Source organism: Proteiniphilum sp., from assembly GCF_034331125.1.
Taxonomy (GTDB): Bacteria; Bacteroidota; Bacteroidia; order Bacteroidales; family Dysgonomonadaceae; genus Proteiniphilum; species Proteiniphilum saccharofermentans.
The window spans coordinates 1-23298 of sequence record NZ_JAXQGC010000035.1 but is presented as its reverse complement, the minus strand read 5'-3'; the positions used below and the strand labels follow the sequence as shown (position 1 = coordinate 23298).

Sequence of the window (23298 nt, the reverse complement as noted above, 5' to 3'; positions counted from 1 at the left end):
TAAATATAGATTTTATTTATGAGGTAGCCGCGATAAGTTTCTCTAAATTAGCCGAACATTTAGAGAAGGGTATTTGTTAAAAAGTTGAATAGCGGTGCAAAATAGCTAATCTTGCTTTTATTGAATTTTAAAAATAATGTATTTAATTACTCTATCTTTATGGTTTTTGACATTGACATGATCCGAAAGGTCTACGAACATCTTCCTGAGAAGATCAAACAGGCAAAAGATATTTTACAACGGCCTTTGACTTTAACTGAAAAAATCCTTTTTTCCCATCTCTGGCCCGGTGTTCCGGTAAAAAATTATCAGCGTGCCGGTGATTATGTGGATTTTGCCCCTGACCGTGTGGCTATGCAGGATGCTACCGCACAGATGGCACTGCTTCAGTTGATGAATTCCGGACGTACCAATGTAGCGGTTCCTTCCACTGTACACTGTGACCATTTGATACAGGCATATAAGAATGCTGAAACCGACTTGGAGACAGCCAATATGACTAACAAGGAGGTATATGAGTTCCTTCGCGATGTCTCCAACAAATACGGAATTGGCTTCTGGAAACCCGGTGCAGGGATTATCCACCAGGTGGTACTCGAAAACTATGCTTTCCCGGGTGGAATGATGGTGGGTACCGACTCGCATACCCCTAATGCAGGCGGGTTGGGCATGATAGCCATTGGCGTAGGCGGTGCCGATGCAGTGGATGTGATGGCCGGCTTGCCGTGGGAGTTGAAAATGCCGAAACTGATCGGTGTGAAACTGACAGGGAAGTTATCGGGTTGGACCGCACCGAAAGATGTGATATTGAAAGTAGCAGACATTCTCACCGTGAAAGGAGGAACCAATGCCATTATCGAATATTTCGGCGAAGGAGCAGCATCGCTCTCCGCCACGGGAAAGGGGACTATTTGTAATATGGGTGCCGAAGTGGGAGCGACCACTTCTATCTTCCCGTTCGACGAAAAATCGGCAGCCTATCTTGAAAGTACCGGAAGGAAAGAGGTGGCCGACGAAGCCCGTAGGATCATGGAACACCTTCAACCGGATCCGGAGGTAGTCGCCGACCCTGTAAAATATTATGACCAATTGATCGAAATAAACCTTTCAACGCTCGAGCCCCATATCAATGGGCCATTTACGCCTGATGCGGCATATACCATTTCTGAATTCGGCAAGGCAGTGAAAGAGAATAACTATCCGCAGAAAATGGAAGTAGGATTGATAGGTTCATGTACCAACTCATCGTATGAAGACCTCACCCGTGCGGTTTCGATAGTCAAGCAGGCGCGTGATGAAAGTGTGCCTGTCAGAGCACAGTTCCTGATCAATCCCGGCTCGGAACTGGTTCGTTACACTGCTGAGCGCGATGGCGTTTTAGAGGTGTTTGAAGAAGCAGGTGCCACCATTATTGCCAACGCCTGCGGTCCCTGTATCGGACAGTGGAAACGAGAAGATGAGGTAAAAGACCGTCCCAATTCTATCGTAACTTCGTTTAACCGTAATTTCGCGAAACGGAACGACGGTAATCCCAATACCCATGCATTTGTAACGTCTCCCGAATTAGTGGCTGCATTGACCATTGCCGGAGACCTCTGTTTCAATCCGCTGACCGACACCCTTCAGAATGAAAGGGGGGAGTGGGTGAAACTGGCCGAACCGACCGGTTTTGAAATGCCGCCCGCAGGATATGATGTGAAAGATGCGGGATACCTGGCACCATCGGAAGATGGAAGCAGCGTGCAGGTCTCGATTGATCCCAATTCGAACCGCTTGCAAAAACTGGAACCTTTTCCTGCATGGAACGGTGGGGACTATATCGGATTACCGTTGCTTATCAAAGTAAAAGGAAAATGCACTACCGATCATATTTCCATGGCCGGACCATGGCTCCGTTTCCGTGGACACCTCGATAATATCTCGGATAATATGCTGATTGGAGCGGTGAACGCTTTTAATGATAGTACCAACTCGGTACTTGACCCCGGAACCATGGAATATTCCCCTGTACCGGCGTTAGCCCGGAAATTCAAATCCGAAGGAGTCGGTTCTGTAGTTGTGGCGGAAGAGAACTACGGGGAAGGCTCTAGTCGTGAGCATGCTGCCATGGAACCGCGCCATCTCAATGTGAAGGTGATACTGGTCAAATCGTTTGCCCGTATTCATGAGACCAACCTGAAGAAACAGGGCATGTTGGCGCTTACTTTTGTTAATAAAGAAGACTATGATAGGGTTCGGGAGAGGGACAAGATCAGCGTGAAAGGATTAAAAGAGTTTACTCCCGGTAAAAACCTGACCGTGGAATTGCTTCATGCCGATGGAACGAAAGAGAGTTTTGAGGTGGCCCATACCTATAATGAACAGCAAATTGAGTGGTTTAAGGCAGGGAGTGCGTTGAATGCTATGAAATAAATGAAAATATGCAATATATAACCAGAGAAAATGGTCAGCTTGTGGTGCCGGATCATCCGGTCATCCCCTTTATTGAAGGGGATGGGATAGGAAAAGAGATTTCACTCCATGTGCAGAGGATTGTTGACAATGCTGTCGACAAGGTATTCCAGGGAAAGCGAAAAATTGAATGGAAGGAAGTCCTGGCCGGCGAAAAAGCTTTCAATAAAGTGGGAAGCTGGCTGCCGGATGAAACCATGGATGCATTCCGTAGTTGCCTGGTAGGGATAAAGGGTCCGCTCACTACACCGGTAGGTGAGGGGATACGCTCCCTCAATGTGGCACTACGTCAGGAGTTGGATCTTTATGTATGCCTCCGGCCCGTGCGATGGTTCAAAGGGGTGTCTACACCGTTGTTGCATCCGGAGAAGGTACATGTTACTATTTTCCGTGAAAATACGGAAGATATTTATGCCGGGATCGAATGGGCTGCCGGTACACCGGAACTGGAAAAGGTATTGAAATTCCTGCAGGAAGAAATGGGAGTAGGAAAGATCCGTTTTCCGGAAACTACTTCGCTGGGGGTAAAACCGGTCTCTGTGGAAGGAACGGAACGGTTAGTGAGAGCTGCCATCGAGTATGCGCTGAAACATCGGTTACCTTCAGTGACCCTGGTGCACAAAGGGAATATCATGAAATTTACCGAAGGTGGCTTCAAGAAATGGGGTTATGCCCTTGCCGAACGTGAGTTTCCCGATCAGACCTTTACAGAGCATATTTTCAATAAAATAAAAGCAGAACAGGGTTTGGAGAAGGCGGTGGAAGTTTATAATCATGCCATTGAATCCGGAAAGGTCTTTATCAAGGATGTAATAGCTGATGCTTTTTTACAGAATACCCTTCTCAAACCTGAAGAGTATTCGGTGATTGCGACGCTTAACCTGAACGGAGATTATATTTCCGATCAGTTGGCGGCCATGGTGGGTGGTATCGGCATTGCCCCGGGCGCCAATATCAACTACCATACAGGGCATGCTATTTTTGAGGCGACACATGGCACCGCTCCCGATATTGTAGGGAAAGACAAGGCAAATCCCTGTTCCATGTTGTTATCGGCAGTAATGATGCTGGAATATATGGGATGGCAGGAGGCGGGCGATCTGATTACTTCCGCTTTGGAGACTCTTTTTGAAAATGGTTACGGAACCTCTGACCTGGCGCGGTTTATGGAAAACGGAAAACCTTTGTCAACTTCTGAATTCTCCCGCAAAGTGATTGAAAATTTATAAAAATGTTTACTCTTGTAAACAAAGCCGGTCAAAAGAGTGTTAAAAAGACAGGAGCGCTTCAGCTTTATCATCCTTTGAAAACTATTTCCTAAAGCTAGGTGAGCTAAATGAGTAGAGACTAAACTTGTTTAGATTATGCAATAGCGAGAATTAGAAATTAAAGAGTATATGCTCAAATAGTGAAATGTAATTGAACGTAAGCAATATAATTAAACAAAATATGTCACTATGGATAATGAACAATTGAGAAAAACATTGTCGGACTCCGTTGCCTTCACAAGCAATATCGACAAAGACCTTTTTACTAAGATGGGTGTGAAGCGCGGCCTTCGCAATGAAGATCACTCAGGAGTACTCGCCGGACTTACACGTGTAGGAGATGTAGTGGGTTATGAACGTCAGCCTGACGGCACCTTGAGCCCTGTTCCCGGTAAGCTTTTTTATCGGGGAATGGATGTGGAAGAGTTGGTGAAAGGGATACAACAGGAAAATCGTTTGGGATTTGAGGAAACCACTTTTTTGCTTCTTTCGGGTCGACTGCCCAACAGTGAAGAACTCAAAGCTGTAGAACACCTGATTGCCCGGACGATGCCATTGAATCACAGGGCGACGATGAATATTATGGCTTTGAAAGGTGGGAATATTATGAATATCCTGGCCAGGAGCGTGCTGGAACTTTATACCTATGATGAAAATCCGGATGATATCTCTCCTGAAAATCTTATCAACCAGTCAATTAACCTGATTGCTAAATTCCCTACCATTATCGCCTATGCATACCAGGTGCTTCGGCATGACCAAATGGGACGTTCCCTGCATATCCGTCATCCTTATGAAGACCGGTCGGTAGCTGAGAACTTCTTGTATATGATGAAGGGGCGTGACAGTTATACGGAACTTGATGTGAAAATTCTTGACCTGGCGCTGGTACTTCATGCGGAACATGGCGGAGGAAACAACTCCACTTTCTCGGTACGTGTCACCAGCTCGACCGAAACAGATACCTATTCAGCCATTGCTGCAGGTATCGGTTCATTGAAGGGGCCGCTCCATGGAGGAGCCAATATCAAGGTACAAGGCATGTTGGAAGACATGAAGAAAAAAGTAAAAGACTGGACAAACCAGTCACAGATAGACGAGTATCTGACAAAAATATTGAATAAAGAGGCATACGACCGTACCGGTCTTATCTATGGTATCGGCCATGCCGTCTATACGATCAGTGATCCGCGTGCCATACTATTGAAAGAGATGGCGCGTGATCTGGCTAAGGAAAAAGGGCGTGAAGAGGAGTTCGCCTTTATGGAGTTGATAGAAGAACGTGCCGTAGAGGTATTTCTTGGCTTCAAGAAGAGTACGGCCAAGGCGCGGACATGTATCAATGTGGACTTCTATTCGGGATTTGTGTACGATGCCCTCGGATTACCCCCCGAGGTATTCACGCCGCTTTTTGCCATGGCACGTATCGTAGGTTGGTCGGCTCACCGGATCGAGGAGATGAATTTCACCAGTAAACGCCTGATCCGTCCGGCATACAAAAACGTGCGTGAGAAACAGCCCTTTATCCCGATGAATGAACGATAAATCCATGCAAAAAATAAAAGTAAACAATCCTGTTGTTGAGTTGGACGGCGATGAGATGACCCGTATCATCTGGTCATTTATCAAAGAACAACTGATCTTACCCTATCTCGATCTGGAGATTAAATATTTCGACCTCGGCATACAGCATCGTGATGCTACGGATGACCAGGTGACGGTAGAAGCCGCCGAGGCCATCAAAAAATACAATGTAGGTATCAAGTGCGCCACCATCACGCCCGACGAGGCGCGTGTGAAGGAATTCGGACTGAAGCAGATGTGGAAATCGCCTAATGGAACCATCCGTAATATTGTGGGTGGAACCGTATTCCGGGAACCGATCATCTGTAGCAATATCCCCCGTTATGTAGAGGGATGGACTGAACCCATCATTATCGGGCGTCATGCCTTTGGAGACCAGTACCGTGCCACGGATAAAGTAATCAAAGGCAAAGGAACACTTCGCCTGACGTTTACCAACGAAGAGGGTGAGACACAGAGCTGGGAAGTGTATGATTTCAAGGGTGACGGGGTAGCTATGGCGATGTACAATACCGATGAATCTATCTACGGATTTGCCCGTTCGTCCTTCCAGATGGCGCTGACCAAAAAATACCCGCTCTACATGTCTACCAAGAATACTATCCTGAAAGCCTATGATGGTAGATTTAAGGATATTTTTGAGGAGGTGTATGAGAATGAATTCAAAGCTGAATTTGAGAAGGCCGGTATCACTTACGAACATCGGTTGATCGATGATATGGTGGCAGCGGCCATGAAGTGGAGTGGTGGATTTGTATGGGCATGTAAGAACTACGACGGAGATGTGCAATCCGATACGGTAGCGCAGGGTTTCGGTTCGCTGGGGATGATGTCCTCCGTATTGGTGACACCCGACGGTAAAACGGTGGAAGCCGAAGCGGCACATGGTACGGTGACGCGGCACTATCGCCAGCATCAGCAGGGTAAGGAGACCAGTACCAATCCTATTGCTTCTATTTTTGCCTGGACACGTGGATTAGCGCACCGGGGACGGCTCGACGGCAATCAACCGCTTATCGACTTCTGTGAGAAGTTGGAACAGGTGTGTATTGAAACCGTAGAAGGTGGGGAGATGACCAAAGACCTGGCACTCCTCGTCTACGGGAACGATGCATCACGTGATACATATCTCACTACGCAGGAATTCCTGCAGGCGTTGAAGCGGAATCTGGAAAAGAAGTGGGAAGGTGAAAAGGTGGAAAGGTGAAAAGGTGGAAAGGGTGTTTCTTGATGTGATAATTTATCGATTTGATGATTATATAATAAGATAAAAAGCAGGAGCGATCAAAACGGTCGCCCCTGCAGTTTTTCATACACCTGTTAGTCTAGTCTGTATAGGCAATCCTATACACATTGAATGATCCGGCTTCTGCTGTCGTTTGCAATACCGTTCCGTTGACAGAAACGGAAGAGTCGACAGGTACAATGGCATCAGGATTGTCCAGCGTATTTTCTTTGTCCGCTTCCCCCTTCAACAGAATCGCCTGTGCTTCCGGTTGTATCTTCATCCTGCGGTTTAAACCCTCTAAGCTGATCCGTATCTCTTTGTTTTCTTCCGATACGTTGCTTAACTTCACGATGATTTCTTTCTTATTGGTATCGATCACGGCAGAGGCATACAATCCGTCTTGTCCTGTAAGGGCTTTCTTATTCCATGTAAGCGGTAATACATTGGTACCCGCATGGTGTGCGTATAGCTTCTGTACATAATAATTGGGCGTACGCACACAACGCAGGTTATCGAACCAGATCAGGTCGGGACGCCACTGCCATGCATCCACATGTGCCAGCAGAGGGGCATAAGTCGCCATGTGGACAATGTCGGCATTCCGTTCCAGTCCCGTCATAAATGCTGACTCGCACAATGCCGATTCAAAATTGTTCTTTCTGTTCTGAGGATGGCAGGCATACTCACCAGCAAATACTTTTGGGCCTTTACGGTCATAGGAGTCGTAACGTGCAGCTTGTTTCAGGAACCATTCCGGCGAACGGTAATAATGTTCATCCACCAGGTCCACTTTCAACCGTTTCATCTCCGGCCACAGATAATCGAAATCCTCACCCTCGGCTTGTGGCCCGGAGCTTCCGATGATCTTTATTTCGGGATATTGTGCACGGATAGCTTCGATAAATTTTTCCAGTCGGGCAGGGTATTCGGGTCCCCATTGTTCATTACCGATACCGATAAACTTCAGGTTAAACGGTTCGGGATGTCCCATTTCCGCCCTGACTTTACCCCAGGTAGTCGAAGTAGAACCATTGGCAAACTCAATAAGGTCTAACGCATCCTGGATATAATCCTGCAGTTCTCCTACCGGTATATGGCAATGTTCCCCTTCGTTCTGGTACTGGCAGGATAATCCCACGTTCACTACGGGCAGCGGTTCAGCACCCATATCTTCGGAAAGCAGGAACAGTTCATAAAATCCCATTCCGTAGGTCTGGAAATAATCCGGGAATAACCGGTGGGCAAACGTGTAGTGCCAGCGGTTTTCGTTCAACGGACGGTTTTCCACCGGTCCGACAGATTTTTTCCAGTCGTAGCGCGTTTCCAGGTCGGTTCCCTCCACAATACATCCACCAGGGAAACGAAACAAACCGGGATTGAGTTCATTGAGCGCTTCCACCAGATCCTTGCGCAAACCATTCTCCCTGCCTTTCCATGTATCGGTGGGAAAAAGGGAAATATGTTCCAGATCCACCGGCCCTTCCGATGTAAGGAATATACGCAGTGAAGCTTTTGGCTCCTCTTTTGGAGAGATAAGAACAATTTCGTATTTCTTCCATTCCTTAGAATCGATTGCCAGTTCTTTTCGTTCAAAAGGATCGTTATTGGCGTCGATCAATTCGATCCTGATCTTTTGTCCGGCAGCACTACCGGATCGTGCCCAGACCGAGAAACGGTATGTGGCATCTTTCTTCACACCAATCCCACGGAAACCCTCGTTTTCCAGTCCGGTATGCTTATGCCCGTGTCCTGCGTTGTTCAGGCGTACATAGTGAGGATTGCGCTCAAAGGGAGCGCCGTCGTTGCGTACTTCCACTTTGCCGAAACTGTTCCAACCCATCAACGATTGTGGAAATTCGAAAGAGCGGTTTTTGACCAGCTCGGCGTACAAACCGCCATCGGCTCCGAAATTGATATCCTCGAAGAACAACCCGTACATGGTGGGCTGTATTTCTGCTCCCGGTTTCCTGGCATTGACAACCAATTCGTAGGTTTGTTGTGCGGATATACTACTAATGTATATGCACGATAAGAGAATAATTAAAAAATATTTTTTCATATGATTAAAATTATTTATTTTCAAAGGTATCATATGGAACTCGCTTTTAGTCATGATCTTGTGTGAAATCATTTTCATGCTCGTTTCATACGATTATTATATTTTTTCATTTTGGTGTATGGAACTCGCAATAATCATCATCTTGGGTGTAATGATGTTCATGCTCGTTTCATATTCAATATGTTATGGGGTTAATTTAAAAGGTGTTTTCTTTACATATACCCTGTAATCTTTAATCATACCCGGTTTTCCCGATTCGGGACGTGGCAGGTATGAAAATCCGCTGATGACTTTATCTTCACCCAGATCGATGACGATATGGTGCGGATGGCCGGGATTAAGGGTAGAATAATCGGTATGCCAGAAGGTCGATTCCTGCAGGTCGAATACATTGGAGGCAATATTATTGGCGCTGTTGGTCTCCTCACTATCTGCATACACCACTTTCCAGTGTTGACGTGAAACGGGTTTTCCGTCTTCTCCCAGCAATTCCAGTTCCGCGATGGCGGCATAATTGTCTCCTTCGTGTGAATTGAGTGATTCAAGGCAGAAATAACGGATCTGCTCCTGTTTCCCGAATTTCACATGCTGCCACCCGTTCCCCGGTTTAAACGATCCGGTATAGTAGGCCTGCTCGCCGCTGAGATTCAACTCTTCTCCCGCTTTCCGGTGCGCATAGGCGGAACCTTGCAGTGAAAGCTGATCGAGAATAGGTTCACGTAATCCGTTCAGTGCTGGCTTCTCCGGAGAAGCCATATCCAGCACGATCACTTCGTTCTTACCCTTCTTCAGCCAGCATCCCGGCACATATAACGCTTGCTGGGGACCGATATGCCAGTAACGTCCGATAGCATAACCGTTCACCCAGATCATTCCTTTACTCCAATTCCTCATATCGAGGAAGGTGTCGCCGGTTTCATCCAGCGTAAAGGTGCCCCGGTAATAGGCGGGATGCCCGGCAGTATTGGCCTCTTCACGATAAGTTTTATTTTTTGCAAATGCATAATCTACCGGGATGTTGTATACTTCCCAGCCCTTCAGTTCGGTTGTTCCGTCCTCAGTAACAAGTTCCACTTTTTCGGTAATCCCTTTCCAGTCGTATATCCCCTTACCGAAATTCATACGTCCCATCGCTTCCACAAGAATATCCAGTACATCACCTTCCTTTACGGGTGGCAGTACGGCAGTCCCTTCTCCTTTCAGGCGGCTGAGAGCAGCTATCCGTTCACCGTTTATAAATACCTGTGTCCAGTCATTGGCTTCCGTGATCACCAGTGTCTGACGTGCCGCCGATTCTTTCAGTTTGGTGCGGTAAAGTATACTTCCCCATCCCTGCTCGAAATATTCCATCGATTTTACCTCTTCACTGCGTACCGGTTCCGGGAGATTGTCGAATAGCACTGCATTTTCGGTCAATTCGAATTCAGGAATCGAAATAGTGGGTATCGAATCCGGAACAGGAGGCAACTGTTCTCCTTCGGGAAGATATTGTTCCAGCAGTTTGCGTACCTGGTAATATTTCTCTGTTGCCCTGCCATATTCGTTGATGGGAGCATCATAGTCGTAAGAGGTGGTGGTAGGCGAAAAATTGGGGAAATTGGCTCCACCCCAGTGTCCGAAACTTGTCCCACCGTGCGTCATATATAGGCTGAACGAAATATTCTGATCCAGCATCTCCTTCAATCCCGCTACCAGCGCTTCCGCACTGCGTGTTTCGTGCTTGGCACCCCAGTGGTCGAACCAGCCCGACCAGAATTCGCTGCACATCAGCGGACTTTCGGGACGCAGTTCTTTCAGGCGGCGGAACTGGTCTTCTATATTTGCTCCGGTACCGAAATTGATCGTCCATAACAGGTCGTCGAGTGCATTGTTCTCGAAGTTGGAGTTCCAGTCACACTGAAAAAGAGGCACTTCATCCAATCCTGCATCTCTTACAATATCGCGGATATTGGCTACATACTCCTTATTGGTGCCGTATGCACCGTACTCGTTTTCCACCTGGAACATGATGATATTACCTCCTCTTGTGATTTGCAGGTCTGCGAGCTGTTTGCTCACCTCGTTCATAAACAGCCGGGTGCGTTCGAGAAAATAGGGATCGTTGTCCCGAAGCTTGATATCGCTTTTCTTCAATAACCACCAGGGTAATCCCCCCATCTCCCATTCGGCGCAGACATAGGGTCCCGGACGGACGATCACATGCATTCCGTGCTTCCGGGCCAACCGGCAGAAGGCGGCCACGTCGTTATTTCCGGTGAAATCGAATTGTCCTTCTTCCGGTTCATGGATATTCCAGAAAATATAAAGGCAAATCGTATTCATTCCTAACGCTTTGGTCATTTGAATACGGTGTTCCCAATATTCCCGCGGAATACGCGGATAATGGAGTTCTGCCGCTTTCACCACGAAAGGTTCACCATTCAGGAGGAAGGTATTCTGCCCTACTTCGAACGTTCCCTTCGCGTTGTTATTACAACTGCTTGTCAATATGGCCAGGAGGCCGATTAGTAAAATTATTTTCTTCATATGTTTTATTGTTAGATTCAGAATTCAAGATTCAAGATTCAAGATTAAAAATTGCTGATTCTCAATCTCATTCAATCTTTTTCAATCTCATTCAATCTGTGCGAAGCACACTATCTTCTTGACGTCGGCACCACCGGCCTGATGCTCCCATCCTCGTTGAACTCCATGCGGTCGATACATACTTCCCGGTGATAACCGGCTGCATCGCCCCACTTGATTCCTTCGGGACGGAAAAAGCGGTGATACACAATATACCATTCGTCCTTATCTTTTATTTTTAATGTTGAATTATGACCTGTACCCCAAATCCCTTCGTCAGGGGACTTCGACAGGATCAGGTTATTCTCAGGAATGGTAAGTGGCCCCAATGGAGATTTTGAGGTAGCATAGCGTACCCTGTAATTCTCACTTCGGGTATCATCTTCCGACCAGAGGAAATAATAGATGCCGTTGCGGTAAAAGAGATGGATCGCTTCACGGAATGTATTGTCGGGCGTCATCACTTTGATGGTGTTCCTTTTAATGGATACCATATCGTCATTCAGTTCCGCCACGGCCATATAGCCGTTGCCCCAATAAAGATAATTTTTGCCTGTTACCGGATCACAGAATACATCAGGATCGATTTCCTGTCCACCTCTCACACCTTCGGGTTTGAAGTCGATCAGTGGTTTACCGGAATCGACAAACGGACCGGCGGGATCATTGGCGACCGCTACACCTATTTTCTGTGCTGCCGTAAAATAGTAATAATACTTATATCCATCTTTCGTCTTTTTTTCGATGGCGCAGGGTGCCCAGGCGTTCCTGTCGGCCCAGGAGACATCTTTTTTCAGATCAAGGATGATGCCTTCGTCTTTCCATTCGGAAAGGTTTTCCGACGAGAAGGTTTTAAAATAGGTACCTGACCACCCGTTATACCCATCGCTTGTGGGATAGATGTAGTATTTGTTCGTTTTGTTGGAATAAAGGGCATACGGGTCGGCAAAAAATCCTTTCAGTACAGGGTTGGGGATATTTACAGAGAATTTTTCAGGTTTACCCCATTTTGCGATCAGGGCATCCAGCTCTTTTTGTGTGATAGGAATAATGGATCCATGCCGGGGATGGAAATCCATGGAAATCTCATGGTCGATCACCCGGAAATTCATCAGGTCGGTACTTTCGGTGAACTGATAGGCTCCTTTCATATAGACGTCATACATCAATATATATTTGTCGGAATCGATCAGTTTGAATACACTTGATCCTTCGACGGCTTCCGGCGTCTGCTGCTTGTAATCCTCATGCTCTGTCCATTGCCCGGAGGTCAGCGAACGGGTAGTTGCCAGTTTGATGCCGTTGCCATGCCCTTCGGTCTTGTAGAACATATAGAACAGTCCGTCTTTGAGGATAATATCCCCATCGATACACGATTTTCCGTTTTCAGGCAGGAACAACGGACGGGGTTCTCCCTCCAGGTCGGTGAAATCGTCATTGGCGTAAGCATAGTAAATGATATCAGCGCCGTCTCCGTGTTTCATCGACCAGTATACCATGTATTTCCCGGCTTCCGGATCGTAAATGGTTTGCGGCGCCCATACCCGTTTCAGGTCTTCCTGCCCTTCGTACTTCTCCTGGATGTTGATAATGTTCGATGTCCAGTTAACCAGGTCGGTCGATGTGAGCATCACCATGGCGCGATTCGAATCCCATCCTTTCGAGGAGGTCATATCGGTCAACACCATGTAAAATGTTTTTCCATCTTCACCCCGCAGAATATGGGGATCACGCACGCCTCCGGTCGAACTGATCTTTTTCGAGTCGATCACCGGCTGGTTGTTGTTCAGCGTATAATAGTTATAGCCGTTGCTGCTGATGGCATACCTCACCGCTTCTTCTTCCACCTTGTTACCGGTAAAATAGGCAAACAGGTAGGCAACATATTCAGGCTCTCCGACAGATTGAGAGAGTGCACGGACCTCTGCTATCTTTCCGGTCATGCTTCCCGGCATTGCCAGGAATTTTACCGTAAGGGTCTCACTTTGGGAAATACTCTCCGGAATGGGAATAATCAGCTTCTGTACCTCATCTCCCTTATTTCCCGTTAATGAAAAACCTTTTACCCGTACATCATTGACAAGGATCTCAAAATTACGGGATCGATCCTTGTCGAAATATGCCACATAGAGGTGACGGGCTTTCCGATCGTTGTTTTTTAGTTTATAACTGAACCATCCGTTTGCTTCACGCCAGCGGGTATCTTCAAAAACGCCCGCTCCAGAATTCTCAGATGCGATAAAATGATCCGATTCGGGTTGCTGTTCCCCGCATACTACTCTGTCTATCGTTACTGCATCCAGTTTCAATCGTTCGGCTTCCTGCTTTTCCTGCTCAAGCCGGATATTATCTGCTTCTTCTTCGGTCGCCTGCGGCCAGTACATGATATAGCGGGACTCATGCAGGCTGAAGAAGGGAACCAGCTCCATACCCTCTGCATACTTTTCCGGGTAAAGGTTACTCAGATGAAAGGTCAGCGGCTTACCGGGCACAGGAGAGAGGTAAGAGGTCAACTTATCGGGCTCTCCCACTAACAGTGGCATATTTTTCATCGGAATTTGTTTTCCGTGTGCGATATGCCCGCCTCTGCTGTCATCGGCAAACAAACCTGCCAGGTCTTCAGTGCCGGTTTTTGCAGCAAGTACTATCGGACCATACAGGAACGAATAGTAGCCGGATCCGTCCGGTAGTTGTTCAGCTTTCAGCGTCATCGGCATCTCCATCACCACTTTATCGCCTTTTTTCCATTTTCTGTCGACAGGAATATATCCGTTTTTATTCTCTACGGGATATGATTTCCCGTTCACTTTAATTTTTATAGTTCCTTCATTTACCCATTCAGGATAACGCAATAACAGTGTAAACTGCTTCTGTTTACGGGGATTCAGGCTAATCTGCGTGGAGGCTTCATAGGGAAAGTTGTTTTCCTGAATGATCTCCGTATCCTGCTGCTTCCACTGTAACGAGGATGGAATAAAAAGATTGATATATAGCTCGTTGTCCGTATGGGCATAGATCATCTCACCGTATTTCGAATGATTCTCCATCCCCGATCCCACGCAACACCACATGCTGGTATGCGGTTGCGAATAGACTCTGTAATGTCCGGGACGCATTTGCGTGAAATAGACATAACCGCCCGTATGTGGATGTTGGGTAGAGAGGATATGATTGTAAAGAGCACGTTCGTAATAGTCTACATATTTCTTATCTTTCGAGGTCTGATATAGCATTTTAGTTAACCGCAACATGTTATAGGTGTTGCATGTTTCGGGGCCTTCGATGCTGCTGATCATCCGTGAGAAATCGTCCACCGAGTTGAAATGTTCGGAAACACTGTTTCCCCCGATGGATACCGACCGGTTTTCCACTACGGTTTGCCAGAAGAAACGGGCTGCCGCTTCCCACGATTTGTTGCCTTCGAGGTCTGCAATACGCTTGAACCCCAATACCTTTGGTATCTGGGTATTGGCATGCATTCCGGTCAGTTTATCCTGATGATGAAGCAAAGGTTCCAATATCAGTTGATGAGAGAATTTGTGTGCCAGTTCGAGGTATTTTTCGTCACCCGTAATGGCTGCCACGTCGGCAAAGGTTTCGTTCAATCCACCGTGTTCGCTGCGAAGCATATCCTGTAATTGCTCTTCCGATAATCTGGAAACAAGCGTGATTGCCCAATCGGTCATTTTTATCAACATCTCCTTCGCTTCTTCATTCCCTGCCACCAGCCAGGCATCTCTCAGTCCTGCGTAGGTCTTATGGATATTGTAGAGCGGCACCCATTTACCGTTCAGGTCGAACCCGCCGGCGCGGATATTTCCTGCGGCAACCTCTTCCCATATCGCTTTTCCACCGGGTACGCCTCCGATATAGCCGTTACCGTTGGCGTCCTGGCACCGTTTTAGTTCAGCGAGCATGTAATCCAGCCGGCTTTTGATCTGCGCATCTCCCGTAGATGCAACCATCAGCGACAGTCCGGAGAGGTAATGTCCTCCGATATGCCCGTCGAGCCCCGTATTCTCCCAGTTGGTATAACTCTCGGTTTTCTGTGGCAGACCTGCCTCCCTTAGAAAAGGTGCAAGGAGCCGATCGGCATCCATCTCCAGCAGATATTGCTTGTTTAATTCTTCCGCGTGTTTGAAAGGGCTTTCCAAAAGTCTGATATCCTGTAACCTGAAATATTCTATCTGCGGATTTACCTGAGCATTCGCAAAAGAGAAGCAGATAAAACAAAGTAGTATCCAGTTGAGCTTTTTTCTATTCATCCTGTTTTTCTATTGTTATAGTTAATATCTCAAGTTTTGCATTTAAATTTGAAATGTATGTAACTAAAGCGAGTGAACAAGAACTGTAATGGGTCACAAAATATCGTCAGACGGAAGCTTTAGTTGCAATCATACGACTTGCGAAACTTAAATTAATATTTTTATCAGAACTCCATTTGTAAACCCCAATGTCCGGCTAACTTCTGTGCTTCCTCTTTGGAGACCTGGATCACTGCCCCATGCTTGGGCGAACTGAAGTTGGTCGTTTTCATTTGCCCTTCATTAAAATGTCCCAAGTGAGTAAAATTTACAAAGTCGGATGTTTCGGCAAAACCGAAATTATGCGGGTTGATGCTGAATATATCATACATCAACACCCATTTATCTTCGCCGATACGTTTCCATACATTCGGAGCCTCGCAGGAGGCTGGTTCAAAATCGATCTGGTCGGGTTGATACTCGTAGCCGCTGTTGATTTTATCCGAAACGGCCATTTTAATTCCTGCCGGCCCTTCCTGGGCGACATAGGTCATGACGAACCGTCCGTCAGGCAAGGTGGTTATATCGGCGTCCAGCACCTGTACTTCAGGGTTGGGATATTCGAAAATCAATGTGGGTTCCGAAACTAGTTTTGTAAAATCATCATCAGTATAAGCGTAATACATTTTTGTCTTACCACCATCAAGCCGCATGGTAAAATAGAGCATCATCTTTCCTTCTACTGCGTCGTAGATAGTTTGTGGCGCCCATGCGCAGGAGACATTAAGATGGGGAAACTGTTCCTCTACCAATACATTACTCCGTGTCCAGTTGATAAGGTCGTATGATTTCATCAGTACAAAACCACGGTTATTGCCCCATCCATGGATATCCCCGTCGCGTTCCCATTCGGTTGTGCGGTATCCTTCACGTTGAGCGAAAATATGCAGGTCGGTCATTGCCAGGTAAAATGCATCATCGGGGCCGCGTGTGATATGCGGATCGCGAATGCCCTTTTGTGTAGCGATAGTGTCGCCTCCAATCACCGGCTGGCCGTTATTCACATCCGTAAATGTGTATCCGTCGGAACTTAATGCCATAAAAAGGCTGTGGGTAGGATCGGTGAAATAGACAAGCAGGTAGGCAGCCATCTCTTTTTCTTTTGGCCCGGATTTACAGGAAGCCGATGTTGCGAGTAAACATACGAAAGAGAGCAGTAGTGTTAATTTCTGTTTATCCATATTCTATTTACAAAATTATAATTAATTGCGGGCGGAGACCATAGAAAAATCTTGCAGATATGAGTAACAAATTAATCATTAAATGATTTATCCTTACGTTCCCTGCCTGCTATGGGTATCCCGTAAAACAGCTATAGGTCTCCGCTTTAGTTGCATACAGTTCAAAATCACATGCGGAACTTGAATAATCTATATATTCGTTTTTATACGAATTATCGAAAAAGAATAAGCCGGCAATTCATATTCGAGTTGCCCGGAAACGGTCAGTTTTGATTCTTCAGGTCTGACAGTTTTATCGTCCGGTTTACCTTTCATTACTGTTAAGTCTGACTGGCTGTCGGCTATCTTTATGTCCGACAAATCAATCGACGAAGAAACGGGGACAGGCAATAGATTAACCAGTTTAATGATCAGATCATTGGTCTGGCTATCTATTACAAAAGAGGACGCAACTCGTTTTCCGATATCTTCCCGGTTATCCGAACGAATGATATTGCCGGAAATGTATTCATTTCCGGAATGGTGTCCGAATAGTTTCTGGACATAATATCCAACGGTCGGCTTCACTTCGGTATTATTGAAATAGATCAGGTCGGGGTTCCACTGCGTGAATCCTTCTTTTGCCAGCAATGGAGCATAAGACGTCATCTCCACAATATCCCCGTTCCGTTCGATATTGATCAGGTGCAATGCTTCGCAGAGCGCTGTTTCAAGATTGTTATGGCGGCCCGGGACATGGGCTGCGTATTCACCCAGATATACTTTGGCTTTTGAGCGGTCGTACCTGTCGTAATAATCCTGGTTGTTGAGATACCATCCGGGCGGCTGGTAATAATGTTCGTCGACCAGGGCAAGTCCCAGTTCGGTTGCCAGATCCCAACCTTCCACATAGTCGGATCCTTCGCTGAAAGGACCGGCTGTTCCGATCACCGTTATTTCGGGGTACTTAGCCTTAATGGCATTATATATCATCGTAAACCTCTCCACAAAAACATCGGAGATCAGGTCTTCATTACCGACTCCGATATATTTCAGGTTGAAAGGTTTCGGATGGCCCGCCTCCGCTCTTTTTCTGCCCCATTCGGATTTTGCATCGCCGTTGGCGTACTCGATCAGATTTAAAACGGACTGGATATATTCATCCATCTCTTCCATGGGAATACCCCCTTGCTGTCCACCGATCACACATCCATGGTGTGCGGAGTTCTGGCAGGGAACACCTGCCGCCACAACGGGGATAGGTTCGGCACCGATATCTTCACAGAACTGGAAATATTCAAAATAGCCCAGTCCGAACGACTGGTGATACCCCCAGAGATTACGTTGCGGCTTACGCGTTTCAAGCGGCCCGATGGTATTCTCCCAGCGATAGATATTTCCGATCCCGTCGCCATGCGCCACGCACCCGCCCGGAAAACGCATGAAGCGGGGTTTCAGGTCGGCCAATGCTTGCGCCAGATCGGCTCTTAACCCGTTTTTGCGCCCTTTGAATGTTTTCTGCGGAAAAAGGGAGACCATATCCAGGTTTACCCGGCCCGTTTGTTGCGGTATCACTTCGATACGGGCGTCGTTGGCAGTACGGGTTGCCGTAATAACAGCTTCCAGTTTCTGCCAGTCGGTACTGATTGTACGTGTAGTAGTTTCTCCGTATATTTCACCGTCTTTTCCGGTGAGCCGTACTAAAATACGGCCTCTTGTTTTCCCGGGGCTACGGGCAAACAGGGAGAGATCATATTTTTCACCCGCTTTCACCGGAATACCGTTAAATCCTTCATTGACGAGTGCAACCCCTGTTTTCTCAATCTGTAAGACGGCATAATGTTTATTGTTGACGTGAATAGGGGAGACCGTATCGATCAGAAAAGTGTCTGCATTGATTACCGACCAGGCGGTACGGTTGTTCCAGTTCTTATCCCTACCTTCCTTATCACTCAAGGCATATTCGAAACCGCGGTTTTGAACCAATTCGGCATACAGCCCTCCGTCGGCGGCATAGTTGATATCCTCGTAAAATATACCGATCAATAAATCGCTGATCGATTTCTTTTTCCGGATATCCGGTGAAATGGAAATAGTGACCGGTTCCTTGAACTGACCGTGATCCATCTCTACTCTTTCCTCATTTAAAATCTGCTTATAAGCAGACAGCCTCTGAGCCTGGATAAGTCTGTCGATCACCGCCCATGAAACGTGATGGAGCGTGCCGGTCTGCTGTCTGCCTGCGATGGAAACATTCCTTCTGGCACTTTCGAATTGGTCGTTTCTTGCGGCGGGCGAGTAATGCTTGAAATCGCCGGTAAAACTGTGAAACACTCCTTGTTCGGGTTTATCGCTATGCCAGAGAATATGAAATTCTTTTCTTTGCACATCGCAGGAAATTTCAGGTCTCAGGCAGTTCCCATGGGGCATCAATACCGGATAAGATTGTGGTTTCCAATATACCAGATCGGAAGAGACGGCATGAGCGACGGCTCCATCCGTATCATTCAGACTCCAGACGGAGTGCCATTGCCCATCAGATGCCTGAAACAGGAACGGGTCGTACATCCTTTTCTGAGAACCCCATCTGCCGTAGTCAGATCTCAGAAAGGGGTATTTGTTGCCGATAGTATGCCAGTTATCCTGATCGATACTCCATGCGAAATACAATCCCTCTCCGTTCTCATCACCATAAGCAAAAATATATGCTGAATCGGGTTCATTGGCTCTTAAAAAGAGAATATTGAATAGCAATATGCTCAGGGAAAAAAATATCTTTAAAGCTTTACTTTTTTTCTCGATTACTATCATTACAGAACGGTTTTTATAAATAATTTGATTCAACTTTCGCATGTAAATTGAGAATGTATACAACTAAAACGGAGACCTTTAGATATTTTGTGGGGACCCATAGTTCGAGATGAACGTAAGAAAGAGTAGTTGTTTGAACGAAGTGAGTTCTACTCTTTCAGTAAATGAGAACTATAATGGGTCACAAAATATCGTCAGACGGATGTTTTAGTTACAATCATAAGACTTGCGAAACTTGAATAATTTGATTTTTGCAAGCCGAATGCTTCAGTTGCTCATGTTTCAGATTCACATGCAAAAGTTGAGAAAAACAAGCGGAATCCGGATAGGATATCCGCTTGTCGATAAAAGAGTTTTTACCAGAAATAAATATAAAATAACGCACAAAGAGCCACTACCCCGAGGGAAGCAATCACATCCCACTTATTCCAGCTTTTTCTGATAAGTGCTTTGTAATCGCCTGTGAAAGTGATCGCTTCAATTTGCTTAGCAGTTGGTTTCGGGGTGAAAAATGATACTACAACCATCATGCCCATGATAAAGACGAGCAACCACACCTCAAAGATAAGCCAGTTGGTTTGCCAGAACCAGGTAGTGTTTTCCCAGAACCAGCCTGTCATCACGTCTTTCCCTGTATTGGTAAAGATATTGGTCAGCAGGCGTACCATTCCGATAATAAAGCCCACGATCATCCCGGCCTCACCAGCTTTTGGTGTAATTCGCTTGGAAAATATACCCAACGCGAATACAGCCACCATCGCGGGAGCGAGCAGCGACTGGATGCCTTGCAGATAATCGTAAAGGCTGCCGAGACTCATCATGATAGGTATCCATACAATACCCAGTATCACAACGACGACTGTGGCGATGCGGCCTACCAGAACGTAGGTAGCTTCGCTTTTGTTTTTGAACATCGGCTTGTAAAAGTCTTCCGTAAACAGCGTGGCACAAGAATTGAAGAAAGCCGCCAAAGAGGCAACCAACGCAGATATAAAGCCTATGGTAACAATCCCTTTTACACCGGCCGGCAATACAAACTTGACCATGGAACCAAAAGCGGTATCAGGGTCGCTTAACGAGAAACCGCTATCGGGACGTGCTGCCAATGCAGCGGCTACCATCCCCGGTATCAAAAACATAAATACAGGCAACAATTTGAAATAACCCGCAGCAATGGTTCCTCTGCGTGCACGTTTCATCACTACGTCAGCAGGTTCGCCCTTACGTTGTCCAAGGACACGTTGAACGATGTGCTGATCGGTACACCAATACCAGAATCCGATAATCGATGCCCCGATAAATACCCAAAAACCGGGATAATCATCATATAACGGGTCGCCTGTATTGAAATGGAACATACGGTTGGTACCGTATGCGACGCCATCTTCTCCTACGTTCAGAGTTTTGGCATGTTCAATCATTGCAGTCCAACCTTCAGCAATATTGCCGCCTCCAAGTGCCGACAATCCGAGGAACAACACAAGGAACGAACCGAGGATCAGTATAGGTGTTTGAATTGCCGACAGCGTCATCACCCCTTTCATCCCACCCAGGACGGTAAAGATCCCTGTTAAAACGATCAGGCCGATAGCCCCGAACCAGAAAGGCAAGCCAAGAAGGCTTTGCATAAAGATACCACCGGTGAATGCCGTGACACTCACTTTTGTCAGCACATAGGCTATAAGTGTAATGATAGAGAGCCACGAACCGGTTGTAGGTGTGTAGCGGTATTTAAGGAAATCGGGCATTGTGATGATCTTTCCCATCTTAATATTCAACAGTTGATAGAAGGGTACAAAAAGCCACCCTAAGATGAGTATCATCCATCCCTGCATTTCCCAGTGTGCCATACCCACTCCTGCCTTTGCACCGGTACCGGCAAGGCCCACCAGGTGTTCCGAACCGATATTGGCGGCAAAGATAGCCGCACCAATAATATACCATGGCTCACCTTTACCAAACAGGTAATCTTCACTGTCAGGACCTTGTTGCGAACGTTTATCTTTCTGTATAGAACGCCATACAGCCCAGGTTACAGCTAAAATTCCAATAATGATAATTGCCCAATCCAGCCAAATAAATTCATGTGAATTCCAATTCATAAGATGTTTTTTAAAAGTATATATTCGATTAACGAAACAGTTAGTTTTCAGTGAACTTACCGATTTGTTGGTATTTCTTATACAACTCCATATATACGGCGTGATTTTCAGCGTTCGGATGGTATTCGAAAGCAAATCCTTGTCCCATCGCATCCTGGGCATCCTCCACTTTCTCATATACACCTGCTGCAACGGCTGCGAACATAGCGGCTCCGAAGGCGCATGCCTGCTCGGTCTTTGCCACTTTGATCGGCATGCCCAACACATCGGATAAGGTTTGCATCACGAAAGGTGATTTTAAAGAAATACCGCCTATACCGATCACTTCTTTGATCTCAATTCCGTTTTCCAGAAAACGATCGACGATCGCCTTGGAACCGTAGGCAGTTGCTTCTACCAGTGCCCTGAAGATCAGGGGTGCGGTGCTTCCCAACGTCAATCCGCAAATAGAACCTGTCAACAGTTGATTGGCATCAGGTGTACGGCGTCCGTTCATCCAGTCGGTAGCGATAAGGGTGCTTTCGCCCACCGGCACTTTTTCAGCTTCCTTAGTCAGTTCGGGGATGATCGCATCTGTAATTTCTGTAATCAGTTTTTCTTTTGTTTCCATATCCAGCAGATTCGATTTGGTGACGAGCTGTTTGAGTGGCCATTCCAATACCTGTTTGAACCAGGCATAAATATCTCCGAAGCCCGATTGTCCGGCCTCCAGCCCGACCATTCCGGGGATCACCGATCCGTCTACTTGTCCGCAGATACCCGGGATCAATTTGTCGCCGATCTCCTCATAAGGCACCGCCATGATATCGCAGGTAGACGTACCGATCACACGCACGAAATCTCCCGGCTTGATCTGTGCTCCTACAGCTCCCATGTGGCAGTCGAACGCTCCCACGGCCACGGCCACGTTGGTAGTCAATCCCAGCCGTTCGGCCCACTCGGAAGTCAGGTACCCCACTTTTACATTGCTAGGGTAGGTCTCTTGATACAAACGTGAACGGAAGCCGGCAAGCAGCGGATCCAGCGCTGTCAGGAATTCTTCGGAAGGCAGTCCGTCCCACGAAGCATGCCACATTGCTTTGTGTCCTGCAGCACAACGGCTTCTCGGCATCGTTTCCGGTTTGGAATTCCCGGTGATTAATGCGGGCATCCAGTCACAGTGTTCCGCCCACGAATAAGCTGCTCCCCGTACCTGCCCATCTTCGCGCAGGAGATGCAGCATCTTGGCCCATACCCATTCGGAGGAATAAATACCCCCTTCATAAGCGGTATAATCGATTTCCCATCTCTTTGCCAGCGCATTGATTTCGGCCGCCTCTTTCACCGAGGTATGGTCCTTCCAGAGAACGAACATCGCATTGGGGTTTTCGGCGAACTCAGGCCGTAAAGCCAGAGGAGTACCTTCTTCGTCGATCAGCACAGGAGTCGATCCTGTAGTATCGAATGCCATACCTGTCACATTTTCGGCAATGCCCGCAGGAGCTTTTGACAATGCTTCCCGGATGCATCCTTCCAGTACTTCTATATAATCAAGCGGATGCTGGCGGTAACGGTTGGTTTTGGGATCACAATACTTCCCCTGTTTCCAACGCGGATAATATTTCACCGCGGTAGATATTTCCTTACCGCTCAAGGCATCGGCAATGATGGCACGACATGAGTCCGTGCCGTAATCTAATCCTATGACGTATTTACTCATCTCTTCTTATCCTTTTTATTTTTTAAGTTCGTTAGTTAAAACTATGCACTTTTAGTGCAAGGCTTTA

General features: G+C 46.8%; 11 protein-coding genes. 4 read left to right on the top strand and 7 right to left on the bottom strand.

Annotated elements, in window-relative coordinates; all coding sequences use genetic code 11:
- Positions 1–159 precede the first annotated feature (159 nt).
- The 4 genes from U2P89_RS07535 (at position 160) to U2P89_RS07520 (ending at position 6510) form a co-directional block, all read left to right on the top strand.
- Positions 160–2412, top strand: a complete 2253-nt coding sequence (locus U2P89_RS07535) for an aconitate hydratase (RefSeq protein ID WP_322191100.1) — start codon at positions 160–162, stop codon at positions 2410–2412.
- Between the two features lie 8 nt (positions 2413–2420).
- Positions 2421–3680: an NADP-dependent isocitrate dehydrogenase gene (icd, locus tag U2P89_RS07530; RefSeq protein WP_322191099.1), complete on the top strand. Its 1260-nt coding sequence runs from the start codon at positions 2421–2423 to the stop codon at positions 3678–3680.
- A gap of 228 nt (positions 3681–3908) precedes the next feature.
- Positions 3909–5264, top strand: coding sequence for a citrate synthase (locus tag U2P89_RS07525; protein ID WP_322191098.1), 1356 nt, complete (start codon positions 3909–3911; stop codon positions 5262–5264).
- A 4-nt stretch (positions 5265–5268) separates the two neighbouring features.
- Positions 5269–6510, top strand: a complete 1242-nt coding sequence (locus U2P89_RS07520; RefSeq protein ID WP_322191097.1) for an NADP-dependent isocitrate dehydrogenase — start codon at positions 5269–5271, stop codon at positions 6508–6510.
- A gap of 118 nt (positions 6511–6628) precedes the next feature.
- Here U2P89_RS07520 and U2P89_RS07515 read toward each other — a convergent pair whose 3' ends face one another.
- The 7 genes from U2P89_RS07515 to U2P89_RS07485 form a co-directional block, all read right to left on the bottom strand.
- Entirely contained in the window at positions 6629–8590 is a 1962-nt protein-coding gene (locus U2P89_RS07515; protein ID WP_091906253.1) for an alpha-L-arabinofuranosidase C-terminal domain-containing protein, read from the bottom strand.
- A gap of 183 nt (positions 8591–8773) precedes the next feature.
- Positions 8774–11116, bottom strand: a complete 2343-nt coding sequence (locus tag U2P89_RS07510) for a beta-galactosidase (protein WP_322191096.1) — start codon at positions 11114–11116, stop codon at positions 8774–8776.
- A gap of 110 nt (positions 11117–11226) precedes the next feature.
- Positions 11227–15420: a beta-L-arabinofuranosidase domain-containing protein gene (locus tag U2P89_RS07505; RefSeq protein ID WP_322191095.1), complete on the bottom strand. Its 4194-nt coding sequence runs from the start codon at positions 15418–15420 to the stop codon at positions 11227–11229.
- 164 nt (positions 15421–15584) lie between these two features.
- Positions 15585–16640 (bottom strand): glycoside hydrolase family 43 protein, encoded by a 1056-nt coding sequence (locus U2P89_RS07500; RefSeq protein ID WP_416188625.1) that lies wholly within the window; start codon positions 16638–16640, stop codon positions 15585–15587.
- A gap of 189 nt (positions 16641–16829) precedes the next feature.
- Positions 16830–19430 carry an alpha-L-arabinofuranosidase C-terminal domain-containing protein gene (locus tag U2P89_RS07495; RefSeq protein ID WP_322191094.1) on the bottom strand — a complete coding sequence of 867 codons (2601 nt, stop codon included), beginning with the start codon at positions 19428–19430 and terminating at the stop codon, positions 16830–16832.
- Positions 19431–19786: 356 nt separating this feature from the next.
- The gene (locus U2P89_RS07490; RefSeq protein ID WP_076929206.1) at positions 19787–21532 is read right to left on the bottom strand and encodes a sodium:solute symporter; all 1746 of its coding nucleotides are present in this window, start codon (positions 21530–21532) and stop codon (positions 19787–19789) included.
- Positions 21533–21572: 40 nt separating this feature from the next.
- On the bottom strand, positions 21573–23231 hold the full coding sequence (locus tag U2P89_RS07485) for a ribulokinase (RefSeq protein ID WP_313381040.1): 1659 nt from the start codon (positions 23229–23231) through the stop codon (positions 21573–21575).
- Positions 23232–23298 lie beyond the last annotated feature (67 nt).

Coding starts and splice junctions, on each gene's coding strand:
- U2P89_RS07505 (WP_322191095.1), bottom strand. CDS start 15,420: ATGAATAGAAAAAAGCTCAACTGGATACTACTTTGTTTTATCTGCTTC.
- icd (WP_322191099.1), top strand. CDS start 2,421: ATGCAATATATAACCAGAGAAAATGGTCAGCTTGTGGTGCCGGATCAT.
- U2P89_RS07485 (WP_313381040.1), bottom strand. CDS start 23,231: ATGAGTAAATACGTCATAGGATTAGATTACGGCACGGACTCATGTCGT.
- U2P89_RS07515 (WP_091906253.1), bottom strand. CDS start 8,590: ATGAAAAAATATTTTTTAATTATTCTCTTATCGTGCATATACATTAGT.
- U2P89_RS07490 (WP_076929206.1), bottom strand. CDS start 21,532: ATGAATTGGAATTCACATGAATTTATTTGGCTGGATTGGGCAATTATC.
- U2P89_RS07510 (WP_322191096.1), bottom strand. CDS start 11,116: ATGAAGAAAATAATTTTACTAATCGGCCTCCTGGCCATATTGACAAGC.
- U2P89_RS07500 (WP_416188625.1), bottom strand. CDS start 16,640: ATGGATAAACAGAAATTAACACTACTGCTCTCTTTCGTATGTTTACTC.
- U2P89_RS07525 (WP_322191098.1), top strand. CDS start 3,909: ATGGATAATGAACAATTGAGAAAAACATTGTCGGACTCCGTTGCCTTC.
- U2P89_RS07520 (WP_322191097.1), top strand. CDS start 5,269: ATGCAAAAAATAAAAGTAAACAATCCTGTTGTTGAGTTGGACGGCGAT.
- U2P89_RS07495 (WP_322191094.1), bottom strand. CDS start 19,430: ATGATAGTAATCGAGAAAAAAAGTAAAGCTTTAAAGATATTTTTTTCC.
- U2P89_RS07535 (WP_322191100.1), top strand. CDS start 160: ATGGTTTTTGACATTGACATGATCCGAAAGGTCTACGAACATCTTCCT.